8 protein-coding genes and 2 pseudogenes are annotated in these 16,342 nt (G+C 66.1%); 1 reads left to right on the top strand and 9 read right to left on the bottom strand.

The window, feature by feature from the left end:
• Positions 1 to 66: 66 nt before the first annotated feature.
• Complete coding sequence (locus tag HED23_RS14915; RefSeq protein WP_203183905.1) at positions 67 to 1,701, top strand: (2,3-dihydroxybenzoyl)adenylate synthase; 1,635 nt, start codon at positions 67 to 69, stop codon at positions 1,699 to 1,701.
• Positions 1,702 to 1,751: 50 nt separating this feature from the next.
• Here the strand turns inward: HED23_RS14915 and HED23_RS14910 are convergent, their stop codons facing one another.
• The 9 genes and pseudogenes from HED23_RS14910 to HED23_RS14875 all read right to left on the bottom strand — a co-directional run bounded on the left by HED23_RS14910 (position 1,752) and on the right by HED23_RS14875 (position 16,271).
• Positions 1,752 to 3,272 (bottom strand): ABC transporter ATP-binding protein, encoded by a 1,521-nt coding sequence (locus HED23_RS14910; RefSeq protein ID WP_203183904.1) that lies wholly within the window; start codon positions 3,270 to 3,272, stop codon positions 1,752 to 1,754.
• Positions 3,269 to 4,123, bottom strand: coding sequence for an ABC transporter permease (locus HED23_RS14905; RefSeq protein WP_203183903.1), 855 nt, complete (start codon positions 4,121 to 4,123; stop codon positions 3,269 to 3,271). Before HED23_RS14905 ends, HED23_RS14910 begins: the two co-directional genes overlap by 4 nt.
• Positions 4,120 to 5,070, bottom strand: a complete 951-nt coding sequence (locus tag HED23_RS14900) for an ABC transporter permease (RefSeq protein ID WP_203183902.1) — start codon at positions 5,068 to 5,070, stop codon at positions 4,120 to 4,122. The genes HED23_RS14905 and HED23_RS14900 overlap by 4 nt, the downstream gene beginning before the upstream one ends.
• A complete protein-coding gene (locus HED23_RS14895; protein WP_203183901.1) occupies positions 5,067 to 6,650 on the bottom strand; it encodes an ABC transporter substrate-binding protein in 1,584 nt (527 codons plus the stop codon). The genes HED23_RS14900 and HED23_RS14895 overlap by 4 nt, the downstream gene beginning before the upstream one ends.
• A gap of 176 nt (positions 6,651 to 6,826) precedes the next feature.
• Positions 6,827 to 7,063, bottom strand: a complete 237-nt coding sequence (locus HED23_RS14890; RefSeq protein WP_203183900.1) for a ferredoxin — start codon at positions 7,061 to 7,063, stop codon at positions 6,827 to 6,829.
• A 459-nt stretch (positions 7,064 to 7,522) separates the two neighbouring features.
• A pseudogene (locus tag HED23_RS35105) lies at positions 7,523 to 7,983 on the bottom strand (transposase); the annotation flags it as partial.
• Between the two features lie 975 nt (positions 7,984 to 8,958).
• Positions 8,959 to 9,090, bottom strand: a pseudogene (locus HED23_RS14885) (transposase); the annotation flags it as partial.
• A gap of 246 nt (positions 9,091 to 9,336) precedes the next feature.
• Positions 9,337 to 9,753 (bottom strand): hypothetical protein, encoded by a 417-nt coding sequence (locus tag HED23_RS14880; RefSeq protein ID WP_203183899.1) that lies wholly within the window; start codon positions 9,751 to 9,753, stop codon positions 9,337 to 9,339.
• The gene (locus tag HED23_RS14875) at positions 9,750 to 16,271 is read right to left on the bottom strand and encodes an RHS repeat domain-containing protein (protein ID WP_238442273.1); all 6,522 of its coding nucleotides are present in this window, start codon (positions 16,269 to 16,271) and stop codon (positions 9,750 to 9,752) included. Before HED23_RS14875 ends, HED23_RS14880 begins: the two co-directional genes overlap by 4 nt.
• Positions 16,272 to 16,342 lie beyond the last annotated feature (71 nt).

Raw genomic sequence — 16,342 nt, 5'->3', positions numbered from 1 at the left:
AAGTATCCTAACCATCCGAACCCCTCTGCGCCAACACCTGACGCAGAGAGACGAAAGGCAAGGTCCATGAACGAGACACGACCCACCCGGTCCACAGCCGAATCGGAGCGCTACCGCAACGCCGGCCACTGGGAAGGAGTGACCTTCGGTTCCTCCCTGCGTCGCTGGGCCGCCACCCGCCCCGGAAGCGTCGCGCTGGTCGACGGCGACCGCCGGTGGACCTACGCGGAGCTGGACCGCGAGGCGGACCGCGTCGCGCGCGGACTGCGCGGCCTCGGACTGGGGCAAGGAGACCGAGTGGTGGTCCAACTGCCCAACTGCGCCGAATTCGTGCTGATCTGGTTCGGCCTGCAGCGCCTGGGAGCAGTCCCCGTACACGCCATGCCGGGCCACCGGCGCACGGAGATCAGCCACCTCGTGCGCACCTCCCGGGCCACGGCCTGCGTCATAACCGACCGACACGCGCGCTTCGACCACCGCGAACTACTGCGGGAGGTGCTCGCGGATCATGAGTCCTCAGGCTCCCTGAGCCAAGTCGTCGTGGTCGGGGATACGGGCCGGCACGAGGACTTCGTCCGGTTCGACGAACTGCGCGAGGCCGGCGAAGGGCAGGAGCCCCTCCCTGCCGACGGCGGGGCCGATTCCGGCGACCTCGCCCTGCTGCTGCTCTCCGGCGGAACCACAGGACTGCCCAAGCTCATCCCGAGGACACACGACGACTACAGCTACAACGCGCGGGCCAGCGCCGATCTCTGCGCGTTCGACCCCGGCACCGTCTATCTGGCCGTCCTGCCGATCGCCTTCAACTTCACGCTGTCCTGTCCCGGCGTGCTCGGCACCCTCTTCCGTGGCGGGACCGTGGTGGTCTCGCCCGATCCCAGTCCGCAGACCGCGTTCGCGCTCATCGAGCACGAGGGGGTGACCGTCACCTCGCTGAGCCCACCGCTCGTCCCGTACTGGATGGACGAAGCGGCCACCGGCCTGTCGGACATCAGCAGCCTCGCCGTGGTCCAGGTCGGCGGGGCCCGGCTGCCCGACGACCTGGCGCGTCGGCTCGGGCCCGCACTCGGCGTGACGGTGCAGCAGGTGTTCGGCATGGCAGAAGGGTTGATCAACCTCACACGCCTCGACGATCCGGAAGAGCTCGTCTGTTCCACCCAGGGCCGCCCGATCTCACCCGACGACGAGGTCCTCGTCGTGGACGCGAAGGGCGAGCCGGTGCCCGACGGCGCTCCCGGCGAGCTGCTGACCCGCGGTCCGTACACGCTGCGCGGCTACTACAGGGCCGAGGAGCACAACCGGACGGCATTCACCGAGGACGGCTACTACCGCACGGGAGATCTCGTACGGAGCCTCCCCTCCGGGCACCTCGTCGTTGTGGGTCGGATCAAGGACCAGATCAATCGCGGGGGCGAGAAGATCGGCGCGACCGAGGTGGAGGAACAGCTGCTGACCCACCCCTCCATCACCTCCGCCGCCCTGATCGGCGTACCCGACGAGCGCTGGGGCGAACGCTCGGTCGCCTTCGTCATGTGCGCAGGGATCGCGCCGAGCACTCGTGAGCTGGCCGCCTTCCTGAGGGAGCGCGGGCTGGCGGACCATAAGGCCCCGGACGAGGTGGTCGAGGTCGGGCACATGCCTCTCACAGCCGTAGGAAAGATCGACAAGACGGCGCTGGCCCGGCAGTTGCCCCGAGCGTGAAAGCAGAAAGGGGAGGGCATACACACCCCTCCCCTTCCGGTCCCGTATCCCTACGCACCACGGGACGCCGGCTCCCCGGCGCAGCCGACCAGCTCCCGGGTCACCGGGTGCTCCGGGTGTACGAGGACACGCTCCGCGGGGCCGGCTTCGACCACCCGCCCCGCGTCCAGGACGACGACCCTGTCGGCGCAGCGGGCGGCAGCCGCCAGGTCGTGCGTCACCATCACGACGGTCAGTCCCAGCGTCCGTCTCAGTGTGTTGAGCAGGGTCAGGACCCCGCTCCCCGTCTCCGGGTCGAGTGCAGAAGTGATCTCGTCACACACCAGGACACGCGGTCCGGCAGCCAGTGCCCGTGCAAGGGACACCCGTTGACGCTGACCACCCGACAGCTCGCCCGGTCGTCGTCCCAGGACCTCGGGGACCAGACCGACCAGGTCGAGCAGTCTGACGGCCTCGGTCACCGCCGCCCCGGCCGGCAACCCTTGATGCCTCGTCAACGGTCGCGTCAGCGCCGTACGCACCGATTCGCGTGGGTTGAGCGCGCCACGCGCGTCCTGGGCGACCAACTGGACGGCGGCACCCCCATCCGCCGGCGTGTGCTCCTCCCGCCAGGCGACACTCCCTGCGGTGTACCGGTGCAGCCCCACGAGACAGCGGGCCAGAGTGGTCTTTCCGGAACCGGAAGGGCCCACCACGGCCGTACAGCTACCGCCGTCGACCGTGAGGGAAACGTCGTGCAGGACGGTTTCGCGTCCATGAGCGGCCAGCAGGCCCTCCACGGACAGCAACCCGTCGGTCGGACGGCCTGCGGGCGCCCCCGCAGGCCGCGGCGCCGAGGCCGGAGCGGCCGCAGGCATCGGCGAGGTGAGGGATGGGGTGATCAGGCCGCCCTCCAGACGGATCACGTCGTCCGCTACGAAACCGATCCAGTCCGGGTCGTGGCTGACCAGTACCGCGGCGCGCTCGCCCCCGCTCAGTACCTCGGCCAGCAGTGCGCGCATCCGCGCCGCCAGCGCCGTGTCCAGGCTGCTGGTCGGTTCGTCCAGGACCAGCAGGTCCGGAGAGCCCGCGAGAGCAAGGGCGAGAGCCACCCGTTGCGCCTGCCCGCCCGAGAGTTGGTGCGGCACCCGCCGCTGGAACGCCCGGTCGGCGGGCAGCCGCACGGATTGGAGCAGCGACTCGGTCTCCGCTGCGGCCACTTCTGCGCTCGCCGCGCCGGTCCGCAGCCGCACAGCCTCGGATATCTGCTGACCGATCCGCAGCGCGGGGTTGAGGGAGGAGGCGGGGTCCTGGCCCAGAAACGACACGACGCGTCCCCTGAGGCGTCGGGCGCCCTGCCTCGTGAACGGGTCGGCTCCGGCCACCCGGACATCCCCCTCACGCCTTTCCAGGCCGGGCCGGACATGGCCGAGCAGGCCGAACGCAAGGCTGCTCTTTCCGGACCCCGACCTCCCCACCACCCCGAGCACCTGCCCGCGCTCCACGGACAGGCAGGCGTCGAGCAGCACGGGCGGGCCCCCGGCCGTCGGGCCGATGGTCAGTCCTTTGATCTCTGCGAACGTGCTGGTCATGCCACACCTTTTCCTGCGGCGTCCGCGAGCCGACCGGCCAACAGACCCACGCATACGGACAGCACTACGAGCAACAGGGCCGGAACAAGAAAGGGGGCGAGTGCCAACGTCGCTCCCGAAAGGTTCTCGTTGACCATGCGTCCCCAATTGGGCGCTGTACCACCACGTCCGAGACCGAGGAACCCGGCTGTGGCGGTGAGGTGCAGCGAGGCGACCAGACGCAGGGCGGTGTCCAGGAGAGCCGGCCCAGCGATGTTGGGCAGCACGTCGTGGCGCAATACGGCCATTCGGCTGTCACCCCGGGCGCGGGCGACCTCGACGTATCCGCTGGTGAGGATGGAGTCTGCCGCGGCACGCAGGACCCTGACGGAGAAGGGCGCGGTGGCGAGTGCGACGGCTGCCACGACAGCGGTATCGCTGCCAGGGAAGCCTGCGGCCAGCACCAGGATGAGCAGGAAGGCCGGCAGCACTGCCAGTGCGTCGACGGCCCGGAGCACGAATTCGCCGAAGCGGGAGGAGACCATGGCGGCCAGTACGCCGGCGGCCACCCCGATGACACCGGCGACCACTGTCCCAGCGACGGCGATGAGCACGATCGTCCGGCCCCCGCCCAGGACCCGGCTGGCCACGTCCCGGCCGAGGATGTCGGTCCCGAGAAGAAACCCACCGCCCGGCTGCTGGAAGGGAGCCCCGACCTGCTCGGTCTCGTCGTACGGGGCCGCCAGCGGGCCCAGCAACGCGAGCGCGAGCACGAGGAGCGCGATTCCTCCGGTGAGATACGGCGGTCGGCGTCGACACGCCCGGGGGCCGGCCGCACTTATGGCGCGGTCCCTCGTCATAACCTTGGTCATGCGTCGCGCCTTCCTTGTGCACTCAGCCACCGCGCACAGATGTCACCCAGCAGGAGGATCGCCAGCATGACCGCGGCAAGGACGGTGGCGATCCCCTGGACCATCGGTATGTCCCGTGCGGCCACGGCCAGTTGCAGCTCCCGTCCGATCCCTGGATAGTCGAAAACGCTCTCCACCACCACGCCGGACCCGACCAGCGCCCCGGTGGTGAGGGTGAGCGCCTGGATGGCTGGGCCGGCCGCGTTGGGGAGTATGTGGCGCACCGCCAGGCGGGCTCCCCGGACGCCGTTCAGCCGGGCCGATTCCCCGTACGGCGTCGCCGCCACCTCGGCGACGGACACACGGAACAGCCTGGTGGCGACGGCCAGACCGACCGCGCTGAGCGTCAGCACCGGCAGGACGAGTGCGCGTGGCACATCGAGCGGCGTACCGCCGAGGGGAATGAGTGAGACACGCGGCAGGAGCTGGAACTGAACCGCCAGGACTGCGACCAGCAGCGACGCGAGGACGAACTCGGGCACCCCGGCGGCCGCGTGCATGACCTTGGAGACCCAACGGTCCGTAGCCCCGCCGCGCAGCCCGGTCCAGAGACCGAGCAGCGCGGCGAGAGGCGCGGTGAACGCGAGCGTCAGGCCGGCCAGCAGCAGGCTGTTCGGCAGCCGCGTGGCGAGAACGTCCATGACCGGCCGGTGCCCGACGAACCCGGTACCCAGGTCTCCCCTGACGGCGTCCGCCGCCCATGATACGTACCGCTCGGCCACGGACCGGTCGAGGCCGAGTTCCGCACGAACCTCGGCGCGGTCCTCCGGTGAAGCGTCCACACCGGCCACCGCGCTGACCGCGTCACCCGGCAGCACAGCCGTGATCGCGAAGATCACGGCTGACAACGCGACCAGCAGGACGGCCGCGCCCACGAGTCGGCGGCCGATGAAGGAGAGCAGGCTCACGCCAAGGACGCCTGAGAGAAGCCCGGGAACTGCTCGAAGAGATCGTCCCGGATTCCGCCCACGCCCTTGGCCTGTGCGTTGAGGTTCGGCTTGAAGACCGGCAGTACCTGGTTCCCCTCGTCCCAGCGCTTGCGCTGTGCCGCCGTACCCAGCTTCCGGGCCTCGGCCCCGTCACGCTCGGCACGGGACTTCGCCACCAGGGCATCGACCTCGGCATGCTTCCAGCCGAAGGCTGACGGTGAACCGCCGGCCGTGCTCATCTGGTAGGTCGACAGCGCGGGAATCGGCATCTGATAGGAGGCCGCGAGCGGCAGGCGGCTGTACGCTGCGAAGTCTGCGAAGAGCTGGCCCGCAGGTAGTTCGCGGACCGACGCCCGGACACCCGCCTTCTTCAGGTCCTCGACGTACAGCGTGGCCATCTCCACCATTCCGGGAGTCTCAGGGCCCGTGGTCAGCTCGACCTTCACCCCTTCGGCCCCGGCCGCCTTCAGCAGCTTCCTTGCTTTGTCCGGGTCGTAGGCACGCTGGGGCACGCTCTCCGCGTAGTCCGGGAAGCCGATGGACGGCAGATCGTTGCCCACCACCGCGTTTCCGTAGAACACCGTCTTGACCATCGCCTCACGGTGAGCCGCGAGCTTGAACGCCTCACGCACCCGGGGGTCGTCGAAGGGCTTGACGCTCATGTTCATCTGGAACGACAGCCCCACAAGGTACGGGCTGCTCGTGGGCGCGAGCTCGACCTTCCCGTTATCGGTGAGCGTGCGTGCGGTGACCGGCGAGAGGTCATGGGCGAAGTCGATCTCGCCGCTGGTGAGCGCTCCGGCGCGGGCCGTCGAGTCCGCGATCGACCGCAGTTCCAGGCCCTCGAGGTGGGGCACCTGCCCGTAGTGGTCGTCGTAGCGTGTGAACGCGGATCCCTGACCGGGCGTGAACTCGCTGAGCCGGAAGGGCCCGCAGCTCGGCATTCCCTGCGCGAAGCGCCGGGTCCCGTCCTTGACGACCAGGAAGTTCCCCTGACACAGAATCATGCGGCCGTCCGCGATGGGCCGCAGCGTGGGCAGTACGACCTTGAGGTCACCGTCCGCCTTGGCGGCCGAAAGGTCGAAGTTCACAGCGGCCAGTTTGTACACCGGCAGCATGCTCTTGCCCGCGAGTGCGGACAGTGAATGCAGGATGTCCGCCGAGGTCAGCTTCGACCCGTCGGTGAAGCGGACGCCGGGCCGGACGTGCAGGGTGTATGTGGACAAGTCCTCGGCTATGTCGATCCCCTTGAGCACTCCGTAGCGCACCCCGTCAGGGGCGGAGGGATCGAGATTTCCCAGGGTGCCGTGCCAGGCTCGGGCCCGGACCAGGTCCAGTGCCGAAGGGCCGTTGAAGAAGTCGAGCGTCTCGGAGGCGCCACCCCCCACGAAGGCCGCACGGAGCGTGCCACCCGTGCGGGGTGAGGAACCGCCGGCCTTCCCCGAGGTGGAGAGGTCATCGGTCGAGCACGCCGCCAGCAGGCCGGGCCCAACGGCCAGAGCCATAACTCCCGTAGCGCTGCGGCGTAGGAAGGCACGGCGGTCGAACTGTCTGGACATGCTTCTCCTTGAAGAAATGCTGATCAGATCCGAGATGAAAGGAATGCGGACACGGGGGCGGTCACGTGCCGCATACGGGGGCGCACGCATGCGGCCGGCCGAAGCCGATCGAGCTTCATGACGCGAACTGGGGGCGCACAGCCGTCGAGTCAGCTCCGCGCCGGAATCCGCACAGGTCAGTCGATGGCGCCTTCGCGCAAGGTGACGGCACCTGATGGACAGGCCCACACCGCATCGCGTACGGCTGACAGTTCGAAGGCGGGCGGCGTGTCATCCAGCACGAGCACCAGACCGTCTTCGACCGCCTGGTCGAAGACGGCCGGTGCGGCGAGCACGCACTGCCCTGCCCCTACGCAGAGGTGCCGCTCAGCACGGACCCGCTCCGGTCCGACCGGCCGACTGGTCGCGCTCACGCAGACTCCTCCCCCGTGTTTCAGATGACGTCGGTGACGTCATCACCCACACAGTAGTTGATAACGATATTCATATTCAACACGTTGAGATGCACCCTCTCAACACCACGGGCGATTCGACCCGCAACAGCCCTTCGTCGGGAGCGAAACCGAGCGGCCAGCACACCTTCAGGGCTCCCGACTCCACCCAGGGGCCTTCACCCACATCCCACGACCGCAGGAGTCGACCGTCGCCGCCCAACCCCCGCCCAGGCCGCACCTCTTACGCCAGGAGGAAGGGCGACGCGCCGCCATTCCGCGACCTCGCCGTCATCGGGATCAGTCATCCGGAAGCGAACCTCGGTGACAAGCCGCTCGATCGGCCCCTGCACCTTCGCCCGCCGGGCTCGCGCGACAGGCGGCTCGCCACAGGGCGTGCGAGGGTTGACCGGCACCACCAGCTAAGACCGTGCCCTGCATGGTCAGTTTGAGGAATCGTCTGTGGCAGCAGAGAGCGGCTGCGAGTCCGAGAAAGGCCAGGTAGTTGCCTGGTTCTCCGCTCATAGCGGTGGTTGAGTCGGCGGTAGCCGGTCAGTCAGGACGTGGTGCACTCGATGACCCATCTGCGGCGGCCGAGCCGCTCGCTGGAGTCGATGCCTTTGCGGGCGACGCGGACGCCGATGTGCTTGCCGCAGAGTCATCGCCGCAGGTGAGGGATGTCGTACGCCCTTGTCGGCGTGAGGGCGGCGGGGTTTCGATGCGCTCGCGTGGTATTCGTGTCCCATGTGGAAATAGGACAGCACCGACTTCAGGGCCTGGCTGTGGTGGGTGTTGGCCGCGGAGAGCCCGACGCGCAGGGGCAGCACGTCCGCGTCGGACAGGACGTGCATCTTGGAACCTGGCTTGCCCCGGTCCACGGGGCTCGGACCTGCAAATTCGCCCCGACGTCAAGGCCCTGGCTGGATGAAGCACTCAGACCATGCAGGCACACGCTGTACAAGGCCATCGCCGCTGGGGCGCACCCTGGACCATGCTGGGCCTTCGGGCTGCATCACCGGGCATAAGCGTCCGACGGCCATCATTGGCGTAGGGCAGCAGCGCCAACGGTATCCGCGCCACACGCTGACTCGGGGCCAAGCCGGCGCGATACCAGAAGCCGGTCGCGGCCAGCCTTCGGGATGTCACGTCCGATGGAGGGGTGCACCGACAGCCACTCCACGAGACGCGCCCCGCCACCGCCATACACCTGGGACGCAGGAGAAAACCACAGGTCAAACCATGTACCGGCGCCACAGCCCCTTCGAAGTGCACTGGTCCCCAAACGGTCCCCAAAAATGATCAAAGGGCCGCTTCAGATCTCCCCTGAAACGGCCCCTGACCTGCGACTTCGAAAAGTCGGGACGACAGGATTTGAACCTGCGACCCCTTGACCCCCAGGAGTGAGGGTCAAGGGTATTTTCTGTATATGACAGACTTAATACGGACGCAAGTTGTGCGTGGAGGGATGGATCGTGCACCGCCACGCTTAGCGTGTGGTCCCCAACTGGTCCCCACGCGGCCCCTTCCCATTGTCCGGCCAGCACCTCACGCGAGCACCTCGATCCGCTTCGAGATCGCGACCCGTCCCACCGCCTACGGAGTCATCAGGGTGGCACCGGAACCGGGCCGTAGTGTTGAGGACCTCCGCTGCCGTTCCCACGTCACAGCCAAGAGTGCGCTCGCTCGGTCCGCAGCGGTCCAAGCCAAGCCGCGAGCTCGGCCTTGCTTCGACCATCGAAGCAGGCGTCCTAGGAGCACCCGTTCCCCCTCTCCTTCCTCAAGCGACGCGGTGTCAGTAGAACCAGCTACTGTGGCCGCGCACCGGATTGCTCGGGGAAGGTGAGGGGATGGGAGCCAGCAACAGGTACGGCGCTCTGGCCCTTCGCCGCGAGTGAGATGACCATCTCGTCGACGCCGGACAAGCGCTTCTGGCACTTCTTGACGATCTTCGGTTCGAAAGAGCCCTCGCGGTCGCGGGGCACAGTTATCTCCACCGGACCGACATCCCTCCACACCTGGCGCCAAGATCTTTGCGGGACAGCCCTGAGGATTCGGGGGCAAGACCCCCTCCCCCAACCGCACACGAAGGCCCGGTCTTCTCCCTACGTCAAAGAGAAGACCGGGCTGCTTGGCTTGGCCGTGTTGACCTTGGCGTCACGTCTGCCTCGGTGAACTGTTCAGGAGCGGATCAATGTCGAGCGACCTCTGGGCACGCTGCCTGAACCAGGCGTCGAAGCAAGCGGATGGACAGGGTTTTATGCCTTCAAGCGCAACCTGACGCGTAGTCTTTCTTGTACATCCTTCACAAAGTCCTCCCCACCTTGGGGAGGCAGGGATCTTCTCCACCAGCGAGCTTCCTCAGGGCGGATCACAGGACCATCTTGGATGAGTCGGTGAAACGCGAAGTCACTCTGCCGAATCGAATCGGAGAACTCCATGAATCCCGCAGCGTGCTGGATCGTCTCGTCGTTCAGCGCAAGATCCAGCAGGTCCCTGACGGAGATGTCGTGCAGGTACTCGCTGTAGTCCATCTCGTAGCCCTCTTCGCACTCTTCGACGAAGCTGCGCCATCCCTCGCATGATCTACTAGGGTCGTCCGACCATTTCCAGCCTGCGGCGGCGGCCACCTGCGTGAAAGCACTGGACAGCGACTTCTCGGACGGATGGCTCACTTGAACTGCTCCCAGAAGTATTCCATCGGATCCATGTGCGGCCTGAAGAAGGTCGAAATGGTTCCGGAGTCGTTCATGTATCCGAAGTAGCCTGTCTTCTGGTCGATACGGAAGAAGCCTGCGCTACTCGAGGGCAAGGTAACTGAACCCTGCGGCCCCGCCCCGGACATGAACGAGCGAGCCGTGTCGCGATAGGCTTCATACCCACCCTGCCCCGTAAACTCCGGCATGTTGGGTTTTTCCTTGGTGGGCCCAGTCACCTTACCCCTCTTATTCCTCTTTATCCCCATCACGTGCTTTTCGTAGTGATTCAGCCCGGATATGGGACTGTTGAAGTCGGGCCTGACGGCAAGACTCGTGCCCTTGCTTGTGCCCTTGGCGGAGCGGCTACCAACGGCTACGCCAGACCCTACTACTGCGCTTCCGCCGGAAGCCCCACCAGTCGCCAGTTCGGCGATCTCTGCGGCGCACACTGGAGCGGTAGCCAGGCATCCCGACCACAGAGCTGCAGCGACGGGTGCAACGGCAACCGCCAGCCCCACGACCGTGACGACACCCAGGACAACTTTCTGCCAGGTTGCGAGCTTTCCTGTGTCCGGCAGGTCGCCGGCATTCGGGTCGTATTGGGAATTTGTTCCCATAGCCCAACAGGCGTTGCAAGCGCCATCGCTCTTCTTCGGCTCGGGGTCTGGACCCTTCTTGAAAACGATCTTCGCGGAGGTTGCACCAACGGTCTGAGTGACCGTTGCAGTCATGGTGCCGGCGCCGAGAGAGCCGTTACTTTTCTTAAAAGTGAATTTTTGAGTGTAGGTCTTTGTGTATTTCCACTTCCAACCACCGTTACTCTTCTTGGTCCAAGTCTCGGTGCCACCATTGCAGGAGCTTGAGGAACCGCCGCATGCGCCGTCAGGGCGAAGTCCAGTGGGGTCGGACTTGGTGACGGGGGTGTTGTTGGCGTATGCGTAGCCGTTGAGAGACTCGTGGTCTTCGGGCGCGAGGATGGGGTCGACGGAGAGAAAGCGCCCGCTGACCGGGTCGTACTCGCGGGCGCCCACATGAGTGAGTCCGGTGTCGGCATCGGCTGATTTCCCGAGGAAACCCTTGTCATCGGGCCAAACTGACGATGTCGTCCCGCGCGCTTCGCCGAAGGGCTTGGTGTAGCGGCGAGTTATGGCCTGGGTGGTGGCGTCTACTGCCATCGAGGCGGTGCCGTGGTGGTCGTCAACCATCCAGGAGAGACTGGTCTCGGTGCGGACGGCTGTGACGTCGCCAGCCGAATAGTAGCGCTGGGCGGTGAACTTCTTTGCGGCCGTATCGTAGTGCAGTTCTTGGCCGCCCAGGTAGAGAACGGATTTGACGGGGCCGCGGCGGATCAGCAGTTCGCCGCCTGCGTCATAGAGGTAGTCGGTGGTCTTCGAGCCTTCGGTGAGGCGGGTGAGTTCCCCTTCAATATCCCAGCTGAGGCTCTGCGCTGTCCCGGTGGGCCCGTAGCGCCTGGTGGTATTGCCCTGCTCGTCGTAGGTAAGGGACTTCGCCGTTGCGCCACCAACAGTGACGGAGGTCAGAGTGTGGGGCTGGCCGGCGCCGGCGGCGTTGACAGCGGGGTAGCTGTAGGTGGTCTTGGCGTCGCCGCTGGTTTTATGCTCTGTCTGGGTGTCGCGCAGGCCGCCGGGCTTGTATGTCCAGCTGGTCCAGTAAGGCGCTGGCCCGCCGAGGGCGGACGCAGAACGGGTGGTTGCGCAGTCGTTGGATGAGGGGGTCCAGGCTTCGGTCAGACGGCGGTAGCCGTCGTACGCGAAGCACTGGGTGTCCTTGCCGTTGGCCTTGTCTGCGATCGACGTGACGTTGCCTGACGCGTCGTAGACGTAGTCGGCATCGTTGGTGTGGCCGGTGGTCTGGTCGACTGTGTGGGTGTTGGCAAGTCGGCGGGTGCCGTCCTCGTAGCGGTTGAGGATCTGGAGCTGCTTTGCGCCCGTGGAAGTGCCCAGGCGTGTCTCCTCGATCTCGCCGTACGGGGAGTATCCGATGTTCTGGACGTAGTCGGTCATGCCGTCGGTGCCGGTCAGCATGCCCAGACCGTTGTAGCCGTTGGTGACGGTCTCGGCGGGTAGGCCGCCTACTGCGGGCATCGAAGTGGACTGGACGGTGCCGTCGATGTTGTAGGTGGAGGAGGTGGTGAAGGATTGCGGTGCGCCGGCGACGACGAGGGGGTCGGAGGCGGCGATGACGGTTTTTGCCCCCTTGGGGCGGCCGAGCGCGTCGTAGCCGGTGACCACCTGGGAGTAGATCTTGCCGGCGGTGCCACCGACATACCGGATCGAGGCGGTCGGCTGTCCCTTGGCCACCGAGTCGTAGGTGAACTTGGTCAGCTGGTGGGCGTTGTCCTTCACCCCGTCCCAGGTCCCGGTCGCGCGGCCGAGCTCGTCGTAGTCGGTAATGAGCGTACGGGAGACGCCGTTGAGGGTCGTGGTGACGGTCAGCGGCTGATCGGCGTCGTTGTAGGTGGTGTCGACACGGCCCTGATCGGGGTCGGTGGACGTTATCTTGCGGCCGCGCAGGTCGTACTCGTCCGTCCAGACTGCCCCGTCCGGGCCGATCATCTTCTTGAGCTGGCCGCCGGCAGTGTACTCGTACAGGGTCCGGGTGTAGTTGCTGCCGGTCGGAACGGGGCCGCCATACTCACGGCGCTCGGTGATCCTGCCGCGGGCGTCGACCATCGTCAGTGCGCCGGTTCCCCCTTCGGCTGCAGTGACGGCGGTGCGGTCGCTCTGTTCGTCGGTCTTGGTGCGCCACTTCTCCTGGTCGTATACCCGGAAGATGGATTCGGTGGCCCGGCCGACCGCATCGAAGACCGTCTCGGTGGAGGCAGGAACGGAGCCGGGGTAAGTGTTGGCCAAAGCTCCCGTGGGTGCGTTGTTGTCGTGCACCTGCGCGTTGGTGATGTAGGCCAGGCCGCGGTCGTCATAGAGAGTTTCGGAGATGACCCGGCCGCCGTTCGGCGCGGGAACCTGAGTCTGGCGGGACCGCAGCAGACTGTCGAAAATCTCGTAGGCGCTGTTGTAAGTCTTTCCATCGGCCTTGAGGGTGTCGGTGCGAACCCACGTTTCCTTGTTGTCGTTGACGCTGTAGTCGTAGACGAGGCTTGCGGCGTCATCGAGCGTGCGGGAGCGATCCGGCTTCCAGACCGACTTCAGACGACCGAGCGCGTCGAAGGACCACTCGGTGACGTTGCCATTGGCATCAGTGGTCTTGGTGGCCGTGCCCCACGCCGGGTCCACCTGAGTGGTGGAGGTGTAAAGCTTGGGGTCGGTGGTGGTCTTCGAGGTCAGCGGTCCGTAGCCAGTGTCGTCGGGGACATAGGTGGTTTTGATCGTACGATTGAGGGCGTTGGTCTCGGTGAGTGGACGGCCCAGTTTGTCGTAGGTGGAGCTGGAAACCTGCTGGTAAACGGGCTTCTTGTCGAGCTCGCCGTAGCTCCCAACCCGGTAGGAAGCGGTGCTTTCGCCGTTAGTGGGAGCTGCCCCGACCGCCTGATCGTCGTAGGCCAGGGTGATGTCGGAAACGACGTCGTCGGGGATCGACGGGGTGGCTGCGCAGGAAACCGAGTACGTCTCGGTGCGCGAGACCGCGTCCACCAGCCAGGCGGAAGTGTTGCGGGCGTAGGTGGTTCGGACGCAGGATTCGTCGCCGGTCTTCGTGGTGTCCCCGGTGTCCTCCACGGTGATCGGCATGCCGTACGTGGTGTCGTACGTGGTCTTCTGCTTGACCGTGCGAGTACCGGTTGAGGTTTTGGAGCGGGTGGTGGTCTCGCCGGCCTGGACAATCCAGGACTCGGTGGTGCCCCAGTTGTAGGCGTGGCTGCCGGTCTTGTGGGACCAGGGGGTGTTGATGGTGCCGCTGACTTCTTCGGTGCCGTTGTAGGCAATGGTCTCGCGGACGAAGCTGGCGTACTGGCGGGAGTCGTCAACGGCGGTACCGGTGGAGTCAGTGACCTTCTCCACTCTGGCGGTGCCGTCGAGTTCCTTCTCGCCGTTCAGGCCGCGCATGTAGAGGGTGGACTTCTTGGACCGCGGGCCTTCGAAGTCGCCGGAGGTCTCCACGACCTTGCTGTAACCACGCCACTGTGACCACGTGCGGTTGGACGGCTTAGTCAGGCCCTCGTCGTCGGCGTAGGCCCAGCCGGCGCCACCCTGGTAGTCGTAGTACGTCTCACCTGTGTCACCGTGGCCATAGGGGTCGTCCTGGAAAACGGAGGTGACCACGTACTTGTGGAACCAGTCGGTGACCGGTGTTGCTCCGGACTGGGACCACTTGACCGGGTAGCAGCGGCGAGTGTTCTTGTCGACGTTCGCCGGCATGCTCGAGCCCCAGATACAGTCGGGGTCGGAGTAGTTGGCGGTAATGGTCGAACCGGTCTCAGACTTGATGGTGCGCACGCGCCACTTGATGTAGCGCAGGGTGTCTGGGCCACTGCCCTCGACGTGGTTAGGCATTTGGATACCGCCGAAGATGACCGGTGGCATTTTGGCTGCGGTGGTGTTGGCCTTGCCGGTGTTCTGGATGGACTTCAGCCACAGGCTCGCCGAGGAAACATCACCGGTGTCGGGAAAGTCCTGCTCAAGGTGCCAGGCATCTACTTCCCGTTGGGTGGTGCCAACGCCGGTCCACACCGAAGTGGTGACATTGGCGAGACGTTTGCGGGTGAAGAATGCCGGGCCGATCTGGGTGGTGCACTTGGTGCCAGCCGCGCAGATCATGTCGTAGGGCACATCAGGCCAGTTGGCCTTGGTGTCCTTTGTCAAGCTGGTGCAGCCACCCACTACGATGCAGCGCTCGGCGTAGTTGAAGTGGACCTGCTGGGCAGCGGGCTTGGTGTAGATCAGGTCGCTGCGCTGGCCGTAGTCGATGCGGTTGAGGTAGCCACCGCGGGTATAGGCGGTGCCGTTGACGGTGGTGTCGGCGTTCTTGGAGTAGTAGTTCATCTCCTTGCCGTACCAGTAAGTGGAGGCGTTGCCGTGGGTGTCTTCGACGTAGTCGAGGTTCCAGCGCCAGGCTTGGTTGCAGGAGGAGTCGGCAAAGCCGGTGGATTTGTAGCAGGGCTCGCCAGAGTCGTCACCGAAGACTGGAGCAGTCCATACGGAGTTGGTGACAGGGTCGTCGTCGGCGGTGTCGGTGGTGCCCTTGTCGCTCCAGCCGGGCATTCGGTGCTTGCCGAAGAAGTAATGGGTGCCCGACGCGTCAGTGACCTTCCAGTACTCGGTGTTGTTGTCGCCGTTCGCGGTGGCGCCGGTCAGGTGCTGGACGCGGGTGCCGTCCTCGGTCTTCGTCTTCCAGGAGCCGCCGGATGCTTCTGAGAGGGCGGCGGTGTCGCAGGCCGCCTTGTCGGCGCAGGTGTTGACCAGCTCGACGGCTTTGCCGTTGAGGACGAGCGTGGCGTTGGCGTACTTCCAGCACTGGTCGCCCTTGCCGGACTGGCCGTCTTCCTTGCAGGAGCCGTACTTGCGCTCGATGTAGGACTCGGTAATCGAGAACCCTTCCCCTATTACCGAGGTCTGGTTGTTCTCCCCGGCCGTGCGGCCGTCCACCGAGGCAGAGTTGTAGGAGATGGACAGGTTCGGGGACGGGCCTGCTGTCGCCGGGGGAACCCGCAGCGGGTAGTTCCAGGTAAAGTCACCTGTGCTGCCGCCGGCCTCCCAGGTCGCGGTCGGCGACAGTGGGGTGGCGCTGTAGTCGCCCCCGCCGCCCGAGCTGTCGGCCGCCGCCGCCAGCAGCACCGGGGTGCCTGCTGCGAGGGTGCGGGCGGAGACCGTGCCCGTCACGGTCTGGGCTCCCGTGTCGTTGTCTGCACCCGCCACCGGGCTCTGAGTGCGGCAAGACTTCTTCTCCGGTGTGGTCAGCGCACACGCCGGGAGCGTCACCAGGCTCAGACGGGGACCGAAGTTGCCGCCGTAGACGTCGCTGAAGGAGGAGTAATCCAAGGAGATTCGGAGCTTGTCGGTGTCACCGGCTGCGGCTCCCACCGGGTCGACGGTGAGCAGGACGCCATTGACGCCCGCCTTCTTCGTGGTCGCCTGGGAGTGGACGCTGAGCGCCACCTCTTCGGCTGGGCCTGCAGCCTTCGATGTCGTCTTGCTCTTTGCCAGCTTGGGAGCCGGGGCGGCGGGCTCCTGAGCCAGCTCCACTCCGAGCCCGCCGACGGCAACAACAGCCTCGTCAGAAGCCGCGACCTCGGCTGTGGCCTTGCCAGGCTTCGGCCAGGCAGCCTTCTTCAGCCGCTCACGGGTTTTGCGGGCTGCTGGGGCGGACTGGTCCTTCGGGGCCTTGGATGTGCTGGGCTTGAGCACGCCCACCTTGTCGATCTTCGCGTCGGGCCGGTCCTCCAGCTGCTTACGGGCTGCAGTGGATTGGGCCTGGGCTGCGAAGTCGAAGCCTGCGGGCACTACGACTTGCGGAAGAAGACACAAAGAGATGACGAGCCCGCCCCGGCCGAGCCAGCGGCGTATGGCCGCCCCTGGCATGGGTTGGCGGAAGGGTGATGAAGACACGGTGATGTCCCGGTTCTCGGAATTGGACAGGAAGCGATTGGGCA

Source organism: Streptomyces pratensis (assembly GCF_016804005.1).
Lineage (GTDB): Bacteria > Actinomycetota > Actinomycetes > Streptomycetales > Streptomycetaceae > Streptomyces > Streptomyces pratensis_A.
This window is presented reverse-complemented; position numbering and strand designations above follow the sequence as displayed.

Excerpts from the sequence above, each read along its gene's own strand:
- HED23_RS14915 (WP_203183905.1), top strand. The coding sequence starts at position 67 with ATGAACGAGACACGACCCACCCGGTCCACAGCCGAATCGGAGCGCTAC.
- HED23_RS14910 (WP_203183904.1), bottom strand. The coding sequence starts at position 3,272 with ATGACCAGCACGTTCGCAGAGATCAAAGGACTGACCATCGGCCCGACG.
- HED23_RS14905 (WP_203183903.1), bottom strand. The coding sequence starts at position 4,123 with ATGACCAAGGTTATGACGAGGGACCGCGCCATAAGTGCGGCCGGCCCC.
- HED23_RS14895 (WP_203183901.1), bottom strand. The coding sequence starts at position 6,650 with ATGTCCAGACAGTTCGACCGCCGTGCCTTCCTACGCCGCAGCGCTACG.
- HED23_RS14875 (WP_238442273.1), bottom strand. The coding sequence starts at position 16,271 with ATGCCAGGGGCGGCCATACGCCGCTGGCTCGGCCGGGGCGGGCTCGTC.